Source organism: Streptomyces sp. NPDC004111, from assembly GCF_042874215.1.
GTDB lineage: Bacteria > Actinomycetota > Actinomycetes > Streptomycetales > Streptomycetaceae > Streptomyces.
This window is the reverse complement of record NZ_JBIAMU010000004.1, coordinates 21,141-35,922: the sequence shown is the minus strand read 5'-3', so window position 1 is coordinate 35,922 and position 14,782 is coordinate 21,141. Positions and strand designations below refer to the sequence as shown.

Sequence of the window (14,782 nt, the reverse complement as noted above, 5' to 3'; positions counted from 1 at the left end):
GACCTTCGTCAATCGAGTGGCGGGTGGGAGGACCCGGTACGTAAGTTGCGCATATCCGTTGAGGCACTTACATCCCTGGGGGGAACGATGTCCGCGAAGGGGATGTCCCGAGTCGGCCCGAAGGTCCCGAAGCGTCCGAAGGGCCCGGTCCTGGCGCTGCGGGAGAGCGTCTCGGGGCTGCCCCGGGCGTTCTGGTGGCTGTGGACGAGCACGCTGGTGAACCGGCTGGGGGCGTTCGTCGCCACCTTCATGGCGCTCTATCTGACGCTGGAGCGCGGCTACTCGGCGACGTACGCGGGTCTGGTCGTCGCGCTCCACGGACTCGGCGGCGTCGTCGCCTCACTGGTCGCCGGGGTGATGACGGACCGGCTGGGCCGTCGCCCCACGATGCTGATCGCGCAGCTCTCGACGGCCTTCTCGGTGGCGCTGCTCGGTTTTATGGAGCACCCGGTGGCCATCGCCGCCGTGGCGTTCCTGGTGGGCATGGCGTCCAGCGCCTCGCGGCCCGCCGTGCAGGCGATGATGGCCGACATCGTGAAGCCCGAGGACCGGATGCGGGCGTTCTCGCTGAACTACTGGGCGATCAACCTCGGGTTCGCCGTCTCCTCCGCGGGCGCCGGCTTCCTCGCCGAGTACAGCTATCTGGCGGGCTTCGTCATCGAGGCGGTGATGACGCTCTTCTGCGCGGTCGTCGTCTTCGTCAAGCTGCCGGAGTCCCGGCCGGAGCGGACCGTGGCGGAGCAGGCCGACGAGGCGGGCGTGGGTCTGGGGACCGTGCTGCGGGACGGTCGCTTCATGGGCATGGTGGGGCTGTCGTTCCTGGTGTCGCTGATCTTCCAGCAGGGGTACGTGGCACTGCCGGTGGCGATGGGTACGGACGGCTTCAGCAGCGCCGACTTCGGTACCGCCATCGCCGCCAACGGCGTACTGATCGTGGTGCTCCAGATCCCCGTGACGCGGTTCATCGAGAAGCGCGATCCGCGCCGGCTGCTGATCGTCTCCTCGCTGCTCGCGGGGTACGGGTTCGGGCTGACCGCGTTCGCCGGGTCGCTCGCGGTGTACGTGCTGACGGTGTGCGTGTGGACGCTGGCCGAGATCATCAACGCGCCCACCCAGACCGGCCTCGTGGTACAGCTGTCGCCCGTGCACGGGCGCGGGCGCTACCAGGGGATGTACACGATGTCCTGGTCGGTGGCGGCACTGACCGCCCCGCTGATGGGCGGCTACGTGATCGACCGGTACGGCAGCGGCTGGCTGTGGGGCGCGTGCGCGGTGATCGGGATGGTGGCGGCGGCCGGGTACTGGCTGCTGATGCGGGACCTGCCGCAGGCGCGGGGGACGGACGAGGATGTCCCGGTGGCGGAAGGGGCTCCCGTGACCGGGGGCGTCCCCGTGTCCGAGGGTCTCTCCGTGCCCGAGGCCGTCGCGGTGGCGGACGAGAAGGCCGTCACCAAGTCCTCCGAGGTCACCCCGGCCGCGTAGCTCCGCCGGCCGTCCCGTGGGGAGTTCAGTCGCGCGGCCGGGTCAGGTGCGCGAAGGCGTCCAGGTTGCGGGTGGACTCGCCGCGGGAGACCCGCCAGGCGTACTCCTTGCGGATGGCGGACGCGAAGCCCAGTTCCAGGAGGGTGTTGAAGCTGCCGTCGGCGGCTTCGAGCACCGAGCCGAGGAGGCGGTCGATCTCGTCGGGGGTGACGGCGGCCAGCGGGAGCTTGCCCGCCAGGTAGACGTCGCCGAGCGGGTCGATCGCGTAACCCACTCCGTACAGGCGCAGGTTGCGCTCCAGGAGCCAGCGGTGGACGGCCTCGTGGTTCTCGTCGGGGTGGCGGATCACGAACGCGTTCAGCGAGAGGGAGTGCTGCCCGATGATCAGCGAGACCGTGGTGGAGAGCTTGCGGGTGCCGGGGAGCTTGACGACGTAGGAGCCCGGCTGCGGGCTCTCCCACTCCAGTTCGGCGTCCTTCAGGGTCGTTTCGAGGACTTCCCGTGCGTCCGCCGTGTCCGCTTTCTCAGCCATGGTGCGAGCGTACGTGACGGCGGTGTTCGTGCATCGCCGCGGTGTAGACGTCCGCGGTGGCCGACGCGGCGGTGTCCCAGCCGAAGGCCTGGGCGTGCCGGGCAGCGGCCTCGCCCATCCGGGCGGTGAGTTCCGGGTGGTCGATGAGGCGGCGCAGGGCACGCGCGTACGCGGCCGGGTCGTGCCCCTCGATGAGGAATCCGGTGCTCTGGTCCCGCACCGCGACCGGCAGCCCGCCGACCGCGGCGGCCACCACCGGGGTCCCGGTGGCCTGCGCCTCGATCGCGACCAGGCCGAAGGACTCGCTGTAGGAGGGCATGACGAGGGCGGAGGCGGCGCGGAACCAGTCCGCGAGGCGGTCCTGGCCGACCGGCGGGCGGAAGCGGACGACGTCCGCGATGCCCAGTCGCGCGGCCAGCTTCTGGAGCTTCTCCGGCTTGGCCATGCCGCTGCCGCTGGGCCCGCCGACCACGGGGACGACGAGTTTCGTACGGAGGGTGGGGTCCTCGGCGAGGAGGACGGCGACCGCGCGGAGCAGGATGTCGGGGGCCTTGAGGGGCTGGATGCGGCCCGCGAAGAGCGGGACGAAGGCGTCCTGCGGGAGGCCGAGCCGGTCCCGGGCGGCGGCCCGCCCATCGGCCGGACGGAAGCGTTCCAGATTCACCCCGGGGTGGACGACGGCGACGTGGCCGGGGTCCGCCTCGTAGAAGCGGACCAGTTCGTCGGCCTCCTCGGCGGTGTTCGCGATGAGGCGGTCGGCGGCGCGCACGATCTGGGTCTCGCCGATGACGCGGGCGGCGGGCTCGGGGGTGTCGCCCTCGGCGAGCGCGGCGTTCTTGACCTTGGCCATGGTGTGCATGGCGTGCACCAGGGGGACGCCCCAGCGCTCGGCGGCGAGCCAGCCGACGTGCCCGGAGAGCCAGTAGTGGGAGTGCACGAGGTCGTAGTAGCCGGGGCGCTGTCCGGCCCAGGCCTGCATCACGCCGTGCGTGAAGGCGCAGAGCTGCGCGGGCAGCTCCTCCTTGGCGAGGCCCTCGTAGGGGCCGGCGTCGATGTGGCGCACCAGGACGCCGGGGGCCAGCTCGACGGATGGGGGCAGGCCGCCGGTGGTGGCCCGGGTGAAGATCTCGACCTCGATGTTGATCGCCGCGAGGCGCTTGGCCAGCTCGACGATGTACACGTTCATGCCGCCCGCGTCGCCGGTGCCGGGCTGGTGCAGCGGTGAGGTGTGCACGCTGAGCATGGCGATCCGGCGCGGCTTGCGCGGGGTGGTGCCAGGGAGCCGCAGCCGGGGCGGGGCCGCCGCGGCCAGTGTGCCGGTGAGTCGGGAGACGTACTGGCTCACGTCGACTGTCCTCCTCGACTGGGGCAGGCTTTCACGGGGCGGTCGGTGGTCGGGCGGTCGTACGGGTCCTGCGGCGGTGCGGTTGCGCGGCGGTACGCGTGCGGTGGTGCGGTCCGTGCCCGCCGGCCTGCCGCGGGCACGGCGGAACGGGGCGTCACCGCCCTGTCCAAGGGGGTGAACAGCGGAATTCCCTGGTCCATTTCCGTTTTGCCAAATCATTACGTTGCGCTCCCGGCACTCTCGCCCCGCTTACGCTCGTTCCATGGCTTCCCGCACGTCCCCCTCGCGCCCGGTCGGCGCCGTCACCCGCGGGACCACCAACCCGAACCGGCTGCGCCGGATGGACCGCTGGATCGCCGCCGTGCACGGCCCCGAGCTGCTGCGCACACCGGGGGCGGTGGCGGTGGACCTCGGTTACGGGGCCGCCCCGTGGACCGCGGTCGAACTGCTGGGACGGCTGCGCGGCGCCGCGCCCGCGGTCGAGGTGGTCGGCATCGAGATCGAGCCCGCCCGGGTGAGCGGTGCGAAGCCGTACGAGCGGGAGGGGCTCACCTTCCGGCACGGCGGCTTCGAGGTGCCGCTGGACGGGGGCCGGCGGCCGATGCTGATCCGCGCGGCGAACGTGCTCCGACAGTACGACGAGGAGCAGGTGGCCGCCGTCTGGGAGCGGCTGCGCACCCGGCTGGCCCCGGGCGGGCTGCTGGTGGAGGGGACCTGCGACGAGATCGGGCGGCGGCACGTGTGGGTGGCGCTGGGCGCGGAGGGGCCCCGGACGGTGACGTTCGCGACCCGGCTGGGGTCGCTGGACCGCCCCTCCGACCTGGCGGAGCGGCTGCCGAAGGCGTTGATCCACCGGAACGTGCCGGGCGAGCCGGTACACGCGTTCCTGCGGGACTTCGACCGGGCGTGGGCGGCGGCGGCGCCGTTCGCCTCGCTGGGGGCGCGGCAGCGGTGGATCAGGGCGGTGCGGGACCTGTCGGCGGACTGGCCGCTGACCGGACCGCACTCCCCCACCGGGCACGCGGCGGCGGACGGGGAGCGGCGGTGGCGGCAGGGCGAGGTGACGGTGCGCTGGGAGGCGCTGGCTCCGCGGGGCGTCGCTTACGAGTGAGGGGCGGCGCGGCGCGGCGGAGGGCCGTGTATCGGTGAGGGCGAGAGGGCGGAAGGCCACGTACCGGTGAGGGTGAGGGGCCGGAGGGCCACGTACCGGTGAATAACGGGGGACTTTCGCGGTGGGGGCCGCATTCGGGGAACGGGAAATCGATCTCGTTCGTCGGACGGGTGTGGAGGGAAGGACCGGAAGGTTCTTGGGGGTTGCGAGGGGAAGTCGTTGCCGCCTCTGTCGCTTTCGCGGGCGGCGTGGCAGCATCGCCGGAGCGTCACCAAGTTACTGACGGTAAATCAGATTCGATGTGGATTTCGACTCTTCGACTTGTTCCGGGGGGAGCTCATGAACCGACACCACCGTGTGCACCGGCGCCACCGTGCCACGACCGCGCTCGCGCTGATCTGCGCCCTGAGTGTGCTCGTGCTGCCGGGGCAGGCGTCCGCCGATCCGGCTCCGCCGCCGTCGGCCGGGGGCGAGGGTGACAAGAGCCTGGACCAGGTGCGAAGAGAGATAGACGAGCTGTACCGGAAGGCGGCCGTCGCCACCGACGCCTACAACCTCGCCGAGGACCAGGCGCAGGATCAGTCCGGCGAGATCGTGAAGCTGGCCCGGTCGATCGTGGCGGGCGAGCAGCGCATCGAGAAGCTCAAGGACCGGCTCGGCGCGCAGGCCCGCGCGCAGTACCGGACGGGTGGGGTGCCCCGGAGCGCCCAGCTGATGCTCAGCGGGAACCCGGACCTCTTCCTGCGGGGCGCGGGGCAGTTGAAGCAGGGGCAGCAGGCGGTCAAGCGGATGCTGGACGAGATGACCCGCACCCAGGAGGACCTGCGGACGTACTCGAAGGACGCCAGCACCGAGTGGACGAAGCTGGAGGCCAACCGCAAGCGCAAGGAGAAGGCGCAGAAGGAGGTCAAGAAGCAGATCGACGCCGCCGAGAAGCTGGAGTCCAGGCTGGAGGCGAAGGAGCGGGAGCGGATGCTCCAGCTGGAGCGGGACGAGCAGTACCGCGCCCAGTCGGCCTGGCTGAACTCCGGTGCGCTCAAGGGCGGCAAGGGCGGCGCGGCAACGTCGCAGGGCCGGCAGGCGATCACGTACGCCACGGCCCAGATCGGCAAGCCGTACATATGGGGTGCGGAGGGACCCGGCGGCTTCGACTGCTCCGGGCTCACCCAGCAGGCGTGGGCGGCGGCGGGACGGGACATACCGCGCACGTCGCAGGAGCAGTGGCGGCTGCTGCCCAAGGTCCCGGTCTCGGCCATGCGGCCGGGCGACCTGATCGTGTACTTCTCCGACGCGAGCCACATCGGGATGTACCTGGGTGACGGAGCCATCGTCCACGCACCCCGACCGGGGCGGAACGTGACGATCGCGGGCGCGGGCTCGATGCCGATACTCGGCGTGGTCCGACCGGGCTAGCACCCGAAGCCGCCCACGAACGCTCCCCCTGACGGGGCCTCCCGCGCGGCACCTCCACGCACGGCACCCCGCCCTGCGGCACCTCCCCTGGCGGAGGATCCCGCGCGACACCCCGCCCCGCGGCACCGCCCTTGGCGGAGGGTCCCACGCGGCACCCCGCCCTGCGGCACCTCCCCGCGTGGGCGCTCCCTCGCGGCACCGTCCTGGCGGGCGCCCGTCGCGGGCGCTCCCCGGCAAGGCGTCCCTCGCCGGCGCTCCCTCGCGGCCCGCGCCGCGTCCCGTCCGCGCCGCGTCCCGTCCGCGACGCGTCTCCCCCCTCTTTCGCCCCTTCGCCTCTCCTTTCGCTCCCCCGGCTCCGCCCTCGTCGGTGCCCGCTTTCGGGGGCCGTGGGGTGGGGTGATGTTTGTCATGGACAGGGGTGGGGGGTACGGGCGCCTGATGCATGGCGGGAAGCGGCTTATGCCTGGGCAGGGCCGGGTGAACGGAGCGGCATATGACCGGGGCGGATTCGTGAACGGCATTCCGTTGCGGCCCCGGCTACCGCTATGGTCCCCGTTTGGCGGGACGTCGCTCGGCGTCCCACCGTGCCCTCGGGGGGAGGGAAGGAACCGAACCGATGCCCGTACCCATACCGCGGCAACGAGCAGTACCTGCCGCGGAGAGCGGTCAGGCCGGCCCGTACCACCACATGTCCGGCCAGCAGCAGACCGACCTCACGCTGCTGGTGATCGAGAACGACCCGGCGGACGCCTTCGCCGTACCCGACCTGATCGACTCGGCGAACGGGACCAAGGTGCGCGTCCGCACCGCCCGCAACCTCACCGAGGCCGGGCGGCTGCTCACCGACGACGTGCACTGCGTCCTGCTGGACCTGGATCTGCCGGGCTGCGGCCACTGCGCCGAGTGCCAGCAGGACGCCGGAGCGGCCGACGGGCCCGTGCTGGGCGCGCTGGGCGACGTACTGCGGATGGCCCCCGGCCACGCCGTGCTGGCGCTGACCCCGCCGGACCGGGCGGAGCAGGCGGCAGCCGCCGTACGGGCCGGCGCACAGGACTACCTCTTCCGCGACGAGCTGGACGGCCGGCTGCTGAGCCGTGCCATCCGGTACGCGGTGGAGCGCAAGCGCGCCGACACCGCCTCGTACAAGCTGGCCGAGTCGAGGCTGCACGCCCAGGAGAACGCCCGGCTGGAGCGCGGCCTGCTGCCGACCCCGCTGCTGGACGGCTCGGACCTGCGCTTCGCGGCCCGCTACCGGCCCGGCCGGTCCCGCGCGCTGCTCGGCGGCGACTTCTACGACACCGTCCGCACCCCGGACGGCACCGTCCACGCGATGATCGGCGACGTCTGCGGCCACGGCCCGGACGAGGCCGCGCTCGGCGTCGAGCTGCGCATCGCCTGGCGTGCGCTGACCTTCGCCGGGCTGTGCGGGGACGAACTGCTCTCCACCCTCCAGCGGGTTCTGGAGCACGAGCGGGAGAGCGAGGAGATCTTCGCGACGCTCTGCACCCTCGACATCGCGCCGGACGGCCGCCGGGCCGGGCTGTGCCTGGCCGGCCACCCGGCACCGCTGATCGCCCGCCAGGGCCGGCCGGCCCAGCTGATGCCGTACGACGACGGGGGCCCGGCCCTCGGTCTGCTGCCGCGCGCCCGCTGGCCCCGCCAGCAGGTGGAACTGGGCGGCGCCTGGAGCGTGCTGATGTACACCGACGGCCTCATCGAGGGGCGCGTCGAGGGCAGCGAGACCGGGCGGCTCGGCCAGGACGGCATGGTCGAGATGATCAACCGTCAGCTGTCCGAGGGGCTGCGCGGCGAGGACCTGCTCGACGCGGCGGTCACCCGGGTCCGCGACCTGAACGGCGGCGAACTCACCGACGACGTGGCCGTCCTGCTGCTGGACCGGGACCGTGACAGGGACCGGGTTCGCGACGGCGAGCGGCCCGCGGGAACACCCGAAGCGACCGGCACCCCCGGCACCCCCGGGAACGGCGAAGGCCGGGCGCCCGGCAAGGGGCACCCGGCCACGGTTCGGCGTCCGGCCTGGTGAGCGACCGCCCCCGCGTCCGGCGGGCGGCGGTGCGGGCGGCTCAGCGACCGCCGTTGTAGGGACCGTACGGTCCGTCGCTGCTGCTGCCTCCCCGGCGACCGCCGCCGCCGGACACCTGCCGCAGCGCGGGCCGCACGTCCACCAGGAAGACGATGGACGCGACGAGTCCGGCGATCTGGAGGAAGAAGATCCCCAGGAAGTTCACCAGGACCGTGACGCCCAGCATGATCAGCCAGAAGTTCTTGGTCTGCTTGTCGGCCGCGCGGTAGGCGTCGGCGCGGGCCATGGCCGCGAGGACCAGCGCGGCCACCGCGGTCACGGTGAAGACCAGGCCGACCACGAACCAGAGTCCGATATCGAATCCATCACGCAACATGCCGAGCACCGCCTCATCAGGTTTGACCGTCACTTGACCGTCTCGCCCAAGGTACCGAAACGACGGACCGGGCACCCTGGGGCGACCCGGCCCGTCGCATCGGACCACGGGGGCCCGGCCGTTCGGCTCCTACGGGCGGAGCAGCAGGGCCGCCCCGCCCGTCCGGTCCGGACCTACTTGTCGTCGGCCTTCGCGGCGGCCTTGTCGTCGGCGGTCTTCTCGTCGGCGGCCGGAGCCGTCTTCTTCGCCGCCGTCTTGCGCGCCGGGGCCTTCTTGGCCGCCGGGGCGTCCTCGGCGGCAGCGGCCGAAGCCTTGGTCTGCGACTTGGTCCCGGACTCGGCACCGGACTTCGGCTCCGGGTCCGGCTCGACGGCGACCGCGATCTCGTTGATCTCCTCGGCGGCCTCGCCGCGCCACTGCTTCACGGCCTGCTCGCCGTGCTCGGCGACCTTCTCGTAGGTCTCGCGGGCCTTGACCGCGTACTCGGCGGCCACGCCCACGCCCCGCAGCGCGAGGTCCTGGGCGGTCTCGCCCAGCTTCTTCAGGTCGGTGTCGAAGGAACCGATCACCTCGGTGAGCTTCGCCTGGAGGACGGCCTGCGCCTCCTTGGCCTGCGAAGTCACCTTCTCCTGCACGACCTTGGGGTCGCTCTGGCGCACCTTCTCGAAGCGCTCCGGCGCCTCGTCGGCGAGCTTCTTGGCCTGCTGCACGGCGAGGTCGGCCGTACCGGCGAAGAAGTAGAGGGGGGTCGGGTCGGCGAGGGTCTTGCGCAGGTCATCGCTGATGGCCATAACTGTGGTCCTCCCGGATCGCATCAGTGTGAGGGTGGGGCGGCATCGCCGTCGGCACCGCCATTGGCGCCGGAAGCGTCCTCGTCGCGCACGTCGATGTGGTGCGCGGCGTCGTTGTCCGCATCGTTCTTCGCGGTGCCCGCGTCCCCCGCGGCCTCCGCTGCCGCTTCCGCGGCGTTCTCCTTGCGGAAGGACTCGTAGATCTGGAGCAGCACCTGCTTCTGCCGCTCGTTGATCGAGGGGTCGGCCAGGATGACGGCGCGCGTCTCCAGCTCGTCCCGGTCCTTCTCGTCGAGGATTCCGGCCTGCACGTAGAGCGTCTCGGCGGAGATCCGCAGCGCCTTGGCGAGCTGCTGGAGGATGTCCGCGCTGGGCTTGCGCAGGCCGCGTTCGATCTGACTGAGGTACGGATTGGACACCCCTGCGGCGTCGGCGAGCTGCCGCAACGACAGCTGCGCGTTGCGCCGCTGCTCGCGCAGGTACTCCCCGAGGTTGCCGACGTTCAGTGATGCCATGCCCCGATGGTGCACCCACCTTGCTAACTTTTGCAAGCGGGTGCTTGCAAAAGTGTCCCAGCGCACAGCGCGCCCTTCGGTCAGGAATCGAGAAGCGCGGGCCGCCCGGCGTACTTAGCCTGACGGGCATGGACATCAGCATTCACACCAGCGCCCTGCCCCACGACGACCCGGACGCGTCCGTGGCGTTCTTCCGCGACGCCCTCGGCTTCGAGGTCAGGAACGACGTGGGCCAGGGCAAGATGCGCTGGATCACCGTCGGACCGGTCGGGCAGCCCGGCACCTCCATCCTGCTGGCGCCGCCGGCCGTCGACCCCGGCATCACCGAGGACGAGCGCCGCACCATCGCCGAGATGATGGCCAAGGGCACGTACGGCTGGATCCTGCTGGCCACGCCCGACCTCGACGGCACCTTCGCGAAGGTGCGGGACGGCGGGGCGGAGGTGGTCCAGGAGCCGACGGAGCAGCCGTACGGCATCCGCGACTGCGCCTTCCGCGACCCGGCGGGCAACCTCATCCGTATCCAGGAAGTGCGCTGACCGGTCAGCCAGGCCCGTCCGTCCCGGGGGAGGAACCCACCGTGTGCAATCCCGCCTGGGCGCACGCGCGCATCGCCGCGCAGCGCCTGCACGACCTCGCACGTCTGCGCAGGATCCGCGACCGGATCGACCGTGACTGCGCACACCCGCTGGACCTCGTGGCACTCGCGCGCGATGCGGGGATGCCGGCCGGGTGCCTGGCCCGGCAGTTCGCCGCGGAGTACGGCGAGTCCCCGTACGACTTCGTGACCAGGCGCCGCACCGAGCGCGGCGTGACGCGCGCGGCGTGACGCGCGCGGTCTGAGGGGCCGTACGGAGAAGCGACCCGAGAGGCCGCGCACAGCCGCACACAGCCGCGCACAGGGGCGTCCCGCCTGAATTGCTCAGGTGGGACGCCCCTTTGGGCTGTGCGGAGGGGCGGTCCGGGCGGGAGTCGTGAACCGGGTGCCGTCCGGCCCGGCCGCTGCTACGTTCGTGCCGTGGCAGCCCTCCCGCTCGAAGACCTCGTCCGGCTCCGTCGCGCGCGCGACCGGATGGACCGCGACTACGCGCAGCCCCTGGACGTGCCCGCCCTCGCCCAGGGCGCCCTCATGTCCGTCGGCCACTTCCAGCGCAGCTTCCGCACCGCGTTCGGCGAGACCCCGTACAGCTACCTCATGACCCGCCGCATCGAGCGCGCCAAGGCTCTTCTGCGCCTCGGGGAGCTGTCCGTCACGGACGTCTGCATGGCCGTCGGCTGTACCTCGCTCGGCTCCTTCAGCTCCCGTTTCACCGAACTGGTCGGCGAGAGCCCGAGCGCGTACCGGGCCCGCGACCACCGGGACGGCGCCGCCGTTCCAGCCTGCGTGGCCAAGATCCACACCAGGCCGGTCAGGAACGGAGAAGCGCGGAAGGCCGCCGGCTCCTAGCGTTGAGGGCATGGAAAACAACCAGAACACCCAGGTCAGCCTCGCCCAGTGCTTCATCGCCGTCGACGACGCCGAGAAGGCGCTCACCTTCTACCGCGACGCGCTCGGCCTCGAAGTGCGCAATGACGTCGGCTACGAGGGGATGCGCTGGCTGACCCTCGGCTCGCCCGCCCAGCCGGACGTCGAGATCGTCCTGGAGCCCCCGCTCGCCGACCCGAACGCCTCGGAGGCCGACCGCAAGGCGGTGACCGAGCTGATGGCCAAGGGGATGCTCCGGGGCGTCATCTTCCGCACCGAGGACGTCGACGCCACCTTCGAGCAGATCCGGGCCGGTGGCGGCGAGGTCCTCCAGGAGCCGATGGACCAGCACTACGGCGTCCGTGACTGCGCCTTCCGCGACCCGGCCGGGAACATGATCCGGTTCAGCCAGCCGCAGAAGCGGTAACGCCGCCGGTCCGCGGACACCCGGACGGCACCGGTACCGGCATCGCGCCGGAACCGGTGCCGGACCCGTAGGTGGCACCCCCGGACCCCGCGGGGCAGACCCCTCAGCGCCCGTTCGCCAGCGCCTCGCGCCACACCGGGCTGTCGACGTAGTGGTTGTCGTACCGCTCGGAGGAGTCCTTGATCTCCTGCGGGCTCGCCTCGCCGCGCATCACCCGGCCCAGCAGCCGGAGGTAGTCGAAGCGGGGCATGCCCGGGGTGAAGACGAAGAGCACGTCGGCCGTGGCCCCGGGCGCGGCGGCGAAGGCGTGCGGGGTGTGCGGCGGCACGAGGAGGAAGTCGCCCTTCTCCAGGGTCTGCACCTCCTCGTCGACGAGCACCTGGAGGGAGCCGTCGATGACGAAGAACAGCTCGGAGGCCCGGGTGTGGAAGTGCGCGGGCGCGCCGACCGCACCGGCCGCGAAGGTGGAGCGGTAGCTGGTGACCGTGCTGCCGTCGGTGCCGCAGTCCGCGAGCAGGGTCATCACGCTGCTGGGGTCGCTGGTGGTCTCGGCGGTGGCGGCCCGGGTCAGTACGGGCCGGGCGGCGGCCGGGACACCGGAAGCGGCGGCGGTGACGGTAGCGGTGGTGGTGTTCTGGATCGCGTTCATGCGGAGTACCCCCCGTTCAGAGCCGTTCTCACGACTGCTCTCGTGGCCCCGGTCGCGGCTTTTCCCGCGTGTTCCCGTTGCCCTGCGAGAACAACTCTAGGCAGCGGAAAGACCCTCCGCGGGGTGCATTCGGCGACCTTTTCGATGGGTCAATCAGCACTCCCGGCCACCACCGGCCGCACCGCCTCCAGGTACTCCGCGATGGCGTCCCGGTTGCGCCGCAGGCACTCCACCCGGGCCGTCATCCGCTCCAGCTCCCCCTCCAGCGTGGCGAGCATCTCGGGGGTCGCGTCGGGGAAGTGGATGGTGCGGGGCTTGTCGAGGCAGGGCAGGATCTGTTTGATGATGCGGGTGGGCAGACCGGCGTCGAGCAGTCCGCGGATCTGGGCGACCCGGTCGACGAAGCGCTCGTCGTACTCCCGGTAGCCGTTGGCCGCGCGTTCGGCGGCGATGAGGCCCTGCTCCTCGTAGTAACGCAGCAGCCTCCGGGGCGTGTTGGTCAGCTCCGACAGCTCACCGATCCGCATGTGACCCACCTCACACTCGCTCGCGTTGACCCTCACATGGATGTGAGGGTTCGACGATAACCGCATGGCAACCACACACACCACAGCAGGTGTTCAGCGGCCCGCGACCCCAACTCCCGCACCCCGGCAACGACTTCCGCTCGGCGCGCTCCTCGCCCTGGCCACCGCCGTCTTCATCACCAGCCTCACCGAGACCCTGCCCGCCGGACTGCTGCCGGCCATGAGCGGCGACCTGGGGGTCAGCGAGTCTGCCACCGGCCAGACCGTCACCGTCTACGCCATCGGCACCGCCCTCACCGCGATCCCGCTGACCGCGGCCACCGCAGCCTGGCGGCGCAAGCACCTGCTGCTGACCGCGATGGCCGGCTTCGCCGCCGCCAACACGGTCACCGCCCTCTCCACCGACTACACCCTCACCATGGCGGCCCGTTTCGTCGCCGGTGTCGCGGCGGGACTCGCCTGGGCGCTGCTCGCCGGGTACGCCCGCCGGATGGCCCCCGTACACCTCCAGGGCAAGGCCATCGCCATCGCCATGGCGGGCATCCCCGTCGCCCTGTCGCTGGGCGTTCCCGCGGGCACCTTCCTGGGGAAGGCGACCGACTGGCAGACGGCGTTCCTCGCGATGACCGCCCTCACCCTGGTCCTGCTCGGCTGGATCGCCGCGGTGGTCCCCGACTTCCCCGGCCTGCCGCGCCGTACCGGCTCCGCGGCGCCCGGCGAGCGCCCCGCGAAGTCCCCCGGCGTGCTGAGCACCCTGCGCGTCCCCGGCGTGACCCCGGTCCTGTTCGTCACGCTCGTCCTCGTCCTCGCACACACCGTCCTCTACACCTTCATCGCCACCTTCCTCGCCGAACTGGGCATGGGCGGCTCCACCGACCTCGTCCTGCTGGTCTTCGGCGGCGCCTCCCTGCTGAGCATCTGGATCGTCGGCGCCCTGATCAACCGCCGGCTGCGCGCCCTGACGATCGGCGCCACGCTGCTCATCGGGGTCGCCGCCGCCCTCCTCGCGCTGCTCTCGGACAGCACGGCGACGGTGTACGTCGCGGTGGTCCTGTGGGGTCTCGGCTGGGGCGGCGCCCCCACGCTGCTCCAGACGGCGGCGGGCGACGCGGGCGGCGAGCACGCCGACGCCGCGCAGGCCATGCTGGTGACGCTGTGGAACGTGGCCATGGCGGGCGGCGGAGTGGCCGGCGGCATCCTGCTCGGGGCGCTCGGCTCGACGTCCTTCCCGTGGAGCGTGCTGGTCCTGCTGGTGCCGGTGCTGCTGGTGGTGCTGGCGGCCCGCACCCACGGCTTCCCCAGGAGCCGTACGGAGCAGCCCGCTTGAGCCACTGCCGCCCCGGCCCGCCGCCCCCCGTCCCCCGGACCGCCCACTCCTCCCCCGCCACCGTTCTCCCCCCTCGCCCCGGCCCGTCCTCACCGACCGGCCGGGGTTCGGCGTCGGCTACCCTGCCCGCCATGGACACGCCCCAGCCCCGCTACCTGTACATAGCCCGGCACGCCGAGGCCACCGACGACGAGACCGCCCTCACCGGAGCGGGCCGCCGGCAGGCCGCGCTCCTCGGCAGGCGGCTGCGCGACGTGCCCTTCTCCGCCGTGCACCACGGCCCGCTCGCCCGCACCACGCAGACCGCCCGGCTCGTCGCGGAGCAGCTGGACCGGCTGCCCGCCGACGCGGCGCCGCGGGCGGCGGAGCACGCCGGGGACTACGTACCGTACGAGCCGGTACGGGAGGACTTCCCCGACGGCATCGACGCCGACCGCTACCTCGACTTCGTCGCGGCCGTCCCCGCCGACGAACGCGCCCGGGGCACCCGCCTCGCCGAACAGGCGGTACGCGCGTACACGGGCCCGGTCGACGGCAGCGAGCCCCGGCACGAGCTGCTCGTCACCCACAACTTCCTCGCCGCCCACCTCGTACGCGCCGCCCTGGACGCCCCCGACTGGCGCTGGCTCGGCCTCAACTTCGCCAACGCGGCGCTCACCGTGATCCGTTACGCGCCCGGCCGCCCGGACACGGTGCTCCTCTTCAACGACACCGGCCACCTCCCCGCCGAACTGCGCTGGACGGGCTTCCCGCCGGAACTGCACATCTGACCCGGCCC

Annotated in this window: 17 protein-coding genes; 10 read left to right on the top strand and 7 right to left on the bottom strand. The window is 72.3% G+C overall.

Annotated features, from left to right (window positions below; genetic code table 11):
* The first annotated feature begins 102 nt into the window (after positions 1-102).
* Positions 103-1,482: an MDR family MFS transporter gene (locus ACFYVL_RS09875; protein ID WP_389242669.1), complete on the top strand. Its 1,380-nt coding sequence runs from the start codon at positions 103-105 to the stop codon at positions 1,480-1,482.
* 25 nt (positions 1,483-1,507) lie between these two features.
* Here the strand turns inward: ACFYVL_RS09875 and ACFYVL_RS09870 are convergent, their stop codons facing one another.
* Complete coding sequence (locus tag ACFYVL_RS09870) at positions 1,508-2,014, bottom strand: YbjN domain-containing protein (protein ID WP_389242667.1); 507 nt, start codon at positions 2,012-2,014, stop codon at positions 1,508-1,510.
* Positions 2,007-3,359, bottom strand: a complete 1,353-nt coding sequence (gene mshA, locus ACFYVL_RS09865; protein ID WP_389242665.1) for a D-inositol-3-phosphate glycosyltransferase — start codon at positions 3,357-3,359, stop codon at positions 2,007-2,009. Before mshA ends, ACFYVL_RS09870 begins: the two co-directional genes overlap by 8 nt.
* 262 nt (positions 3,360-3,621) lie before the next feature.
* Here mshA and ACFYVL_RS09860 point away from each other — a divergent pair, with 262 nt between their 5' ends.
* The 3 genes from ACFYVL_RS09860 to ACFYVL_RS09850 all read left to right on the top strand — a co-directional run bounded on the left by ACFYVL_RS09860 (position 3,622) and on the right by ACFYVL_RS09850 (position 7,927).
* A complete protein-coding gene (locus tag ACFYVL_RS09860; protein WP_389242663.1) occupies positions 3,622-4,470 on the top strand; it encodes a class I SAM-dependent methyltransferase in 849 nt (282 codons plus the stop codon).
* A 357-nt stretch (positions 4,471-4,827) separates the two neighbouring features.
* Positions 4,828-5,883, top strand: coding sequence for an NlpC/P60 family protein (locus ACFYVL_RS09855; RefSeq protein ID WP_389243394.1), 1,056 nt, complete (start codon positions 4,828-4,830; stop codon positions 5,881-5,883).
* Positions 5,884-6,499: 616 nt separating this feature from the next.
* Complete coding sequence (locus ACFYVL_RS09850; RefSeq protein WP_389242661.1) at positions 6,500-7,927, top strand: PP2C family protein-serine/threonine phosphatase; 1,428 nt, start codon at positions 6,500-6,502, stop codon at positions 7,925-7,927.
* Between the two features lie 40 nt (positions 7,928-7,967).
* Here the strand turns inward: ACFYVL_RS09850 and ACFYVL_RS09845 are convergent, their stop codons facing one another.
* The 3 genes from ACFYVL_RS09845 to ACFYVL_RS09835 all read right to left on the bottom strand — a co-directional run bounded on the left by ACFYVL_RS09845 (position 7,968) and on the right by ACFYVL_RS09835 (position 9,609).
* Positions 7,968-8,303: a DUF2516 family protein gene (locus ACFYVL_RS09845; protein ID WP_389242659.1), complete on the bottom strand. Its 336-nt coding sequence runs from the start codon at positions 8,301-8,303 to the stop codon at positions 7,968-7,970.
* Positions 8,304-8,476: 173 nt separating this feature from the next.
* A complete protein-coding gene (locus ACFYVL_RS09840; RefSeq protein ID WP_389242657.1) occupies positions 8,477-9,094 on the bottom strand; it encodes a hypothetical protein in 618 nt (205 codons plus the stop codon).
* Between the two features lie 23 nt (positions 9,095-9,117).
* Positions 9,118-9,609 (bottom strand): helix-turn-helix domain-containing protein, encoded by a 492-nt coding sequence (locus ACFYVL_RS09835; RefSeq protein WP_389242655.1) that lies wholly within the window; start codon positions 9,607-9,609, stop codon positions 9,118-9,120.
* A gap of 128 nt (positions 9,610-9,737) precedes the next feature.
* Between ACFYVL_RS09835 and ACFYVL_RS09830 the strand changes: the two genes are divergently transcribed.
* From ACFYVL_RS09830 to ACFYVL_RS09815, 4 genes are all read left to right on the top strand, one after another.
* On the top strand, positions 9,738-10,148 hold the full coding sequence (locus ACFYVL_RS09830; protein ID WP_389242653.1) for a VOC family protein: 411 nt from the start codon (positions 9,738-9,740) through the stop codon (positions 10,146-10,148).
* 41 nt (positions 10,149-10,189) lie between these two features.
* On the top strand, positions 10,190-10,438 hold the full coding sequence (locus ACFYVL_RS09825) for a hypothetical protein (RefSeq protein ID WP_389242652.1): 249 nt from the start codon (positions 10,190-10,192) through the stop codon (positions 10,436-10,438).
* Between the two features lie 243 nt (positions 10,439-10,681).
* Positions 10,682-11,056 carry a helix-turn-helix transcriptional regulator gene (locus ACFYVL_RS09820; protein ID WP_389243392.1) on the top strand — a complete coding sequence of 125 codons (375 nt, stop codon included), beginning with the start codon at positions 10,682-10,684 and terminating at the stop codon, positions 11,054-11,056.
* A 10-nt stretch (positions 11,057-11,066) separates the two neighbouring features.
* On the top strand, positions 11,067-11,501 hold the full coding sequence (locus ACFYVL_RS09815) for a VOC family protein (RefSeq protein ID WP_389242650.1): 435 nt from the start codon (positions 11,067-11,069) through the stop codon (positions 11,499-11,501).
* A 103-nt stretch (positions 11,502-11,604) separates the two neighbouring features.
* Here the strand turns inward: ACFYVL_RS09815 and ACFYVL_RS09810 are convergent, their stop codons facing one another.
* A complete protein-coding gene (locus ACFYVL_RS09810) occupies positions 11,605-12,150 on the bottom strand; it encodes a cupin domain-containing protein (RefSeq protein WP_389242648.1) in 546 nt (181 codons plus the stop codon).
* 149 nt (positions 12,151-12,299) lie between these two features.
* Positions 12,300-12,677, bottom strand: coding sequence for a MerR family transcriptional regulator (locus ACFYVL_RS09805; protein ID WP_389242646.1), 378 nt, complete (start codon positions 12,675-12,677; stop codon positions 12,300-12,302).
* Between the two features lie 64 nt (positions 12,678-12,741).
* On the opposite strand from ACFYVL_RS09805, the gene ACFYVL_RS09800 reads away from it, so the two are divergent.
* Both ACFYVL_RS09800 and ACFYVL_RS09795 read left to right on the top strand, forming a co-directional pair.
* Positions 12,742-14,004: an MFS transporter gene (locus ACFYVL_RS09800; protein WP_389242644.1), complete on the top strand. Its 1,263-nt coding sequence runs from the start codon at positions 12,742-12,744 to the stop codon at positions 14,002-14,004.
* A gap of 131 nt (positions 14,005-14,135) precedes the next feature.
* Positions 14,136-14,774, top strand: a complete 639-nt coding sequence (locus ACFYVL_RS09795; protein ID WP_389242642.1) for a histidine phosphatase family protein — start codon at positions 14,136-14,138, stop codon at positions 14,772-14,774.
* The last annotated feature ends 8 nt before the right edge of the window (positions 14,775-14,782 follow it).

Coding starts and splice junctions, on each gene's coding strand:
- ACFYVL_RS09835 (WP_389242655.1), bottom strand. CDS start 9,609: ATGGCATCACTGAACGTCGGCAACCTCGGGGAGTACCTGCGCGAGCAG.
- ACFYVL_RS09860 (WP_389242663.1), top strand. CDS start 3,622: ATGGCTTCCCGCACGTCCCCCTCGCGCCCGGTCGGCGCCGTCACCCGC.
- ACFYVL_RS09810 (WP_389242648.1), bottom strand. CDS start 12,150: ATGAACGCGATCCAGAACACCACCACCGCTACCGTCACCGCCGCCGCT.
- ACFYVL_RS09815 (WP_389242650.1), top strand. CDS start 11,067: ATGGAAAACAACCAGAACACCCAGGTCAGCCTCGCCCAGTGCTTCATC.
- ACFYVL_RS09850 (WP_389242661.1), top strand. CDS start 6,500: ATGCCCGTACCCATACCGCGGCAACGAGCAGTACCTGCCGCGGAGAGC.
- ACFYVL_RS09875 (WP_389242669.1), top strand. CDS start 103: ATGTCCCGAGTCGGCCCGAAGGTCCCGAAGCGTCCGAAGGGCCCGGTC.
- ACFYVL_RS09800 (WP_389242644.1), top strand. CDS start 12,742: ATGGCAACCACACACACCACAGCAGGTGTTCAGCGGCCCGCGACCCCA.
- ACFYVL_RS09845 (WP_389242659.1), bottom strand. CDS start 8,303: ATGTTGCGTGATGGATTCGATATCGGACTCTGGTTCGTGGTCGGCCTG.
- ACFYVL_RS09805 (WP_389242646.1), bottom strand. CDS start 12,677: ATGCGGATCGGTGAGCTGTCGGAGCTGACCAACACGCCCCGGAGGCTG.
- ACFYVL_RS09795 (WP_389242642.1), top strand. CDS start 14,136: ATGGACACGCCCCAGCCCCGCTACCTGTACATAGCCCGGCACGCCGAG.
- ACFYVL_RS09870 (WP_389242667.1), bottom strand. CDS start 2,014: ATGGCTGAGAAAGCGGACACGGCGGACGCACGGGAAGTCCTCGAAACG.
- ACFYVL_RS09830 (WP_389242653.1), top strand. CDS start 9,738: ATGGACATCAGCATTCACACCAGCGCCCTGCCCCACGACGACCCGGAC.
- ACFYVL_RS09840 (WP_389242657.1), bottom strand. CDS start 9,094: ATGGCCATCAGCGATGACCTGCGCAAGACCCTCGCCGACCCGACCCCC.
- ACFYVL_RS09820 (WP_389243392.1), top strand. CDS start 10,682: ATGGACCGCGACTACGCGCAGCCCCTGGACGTGCCCGCCCTCGCCCAG.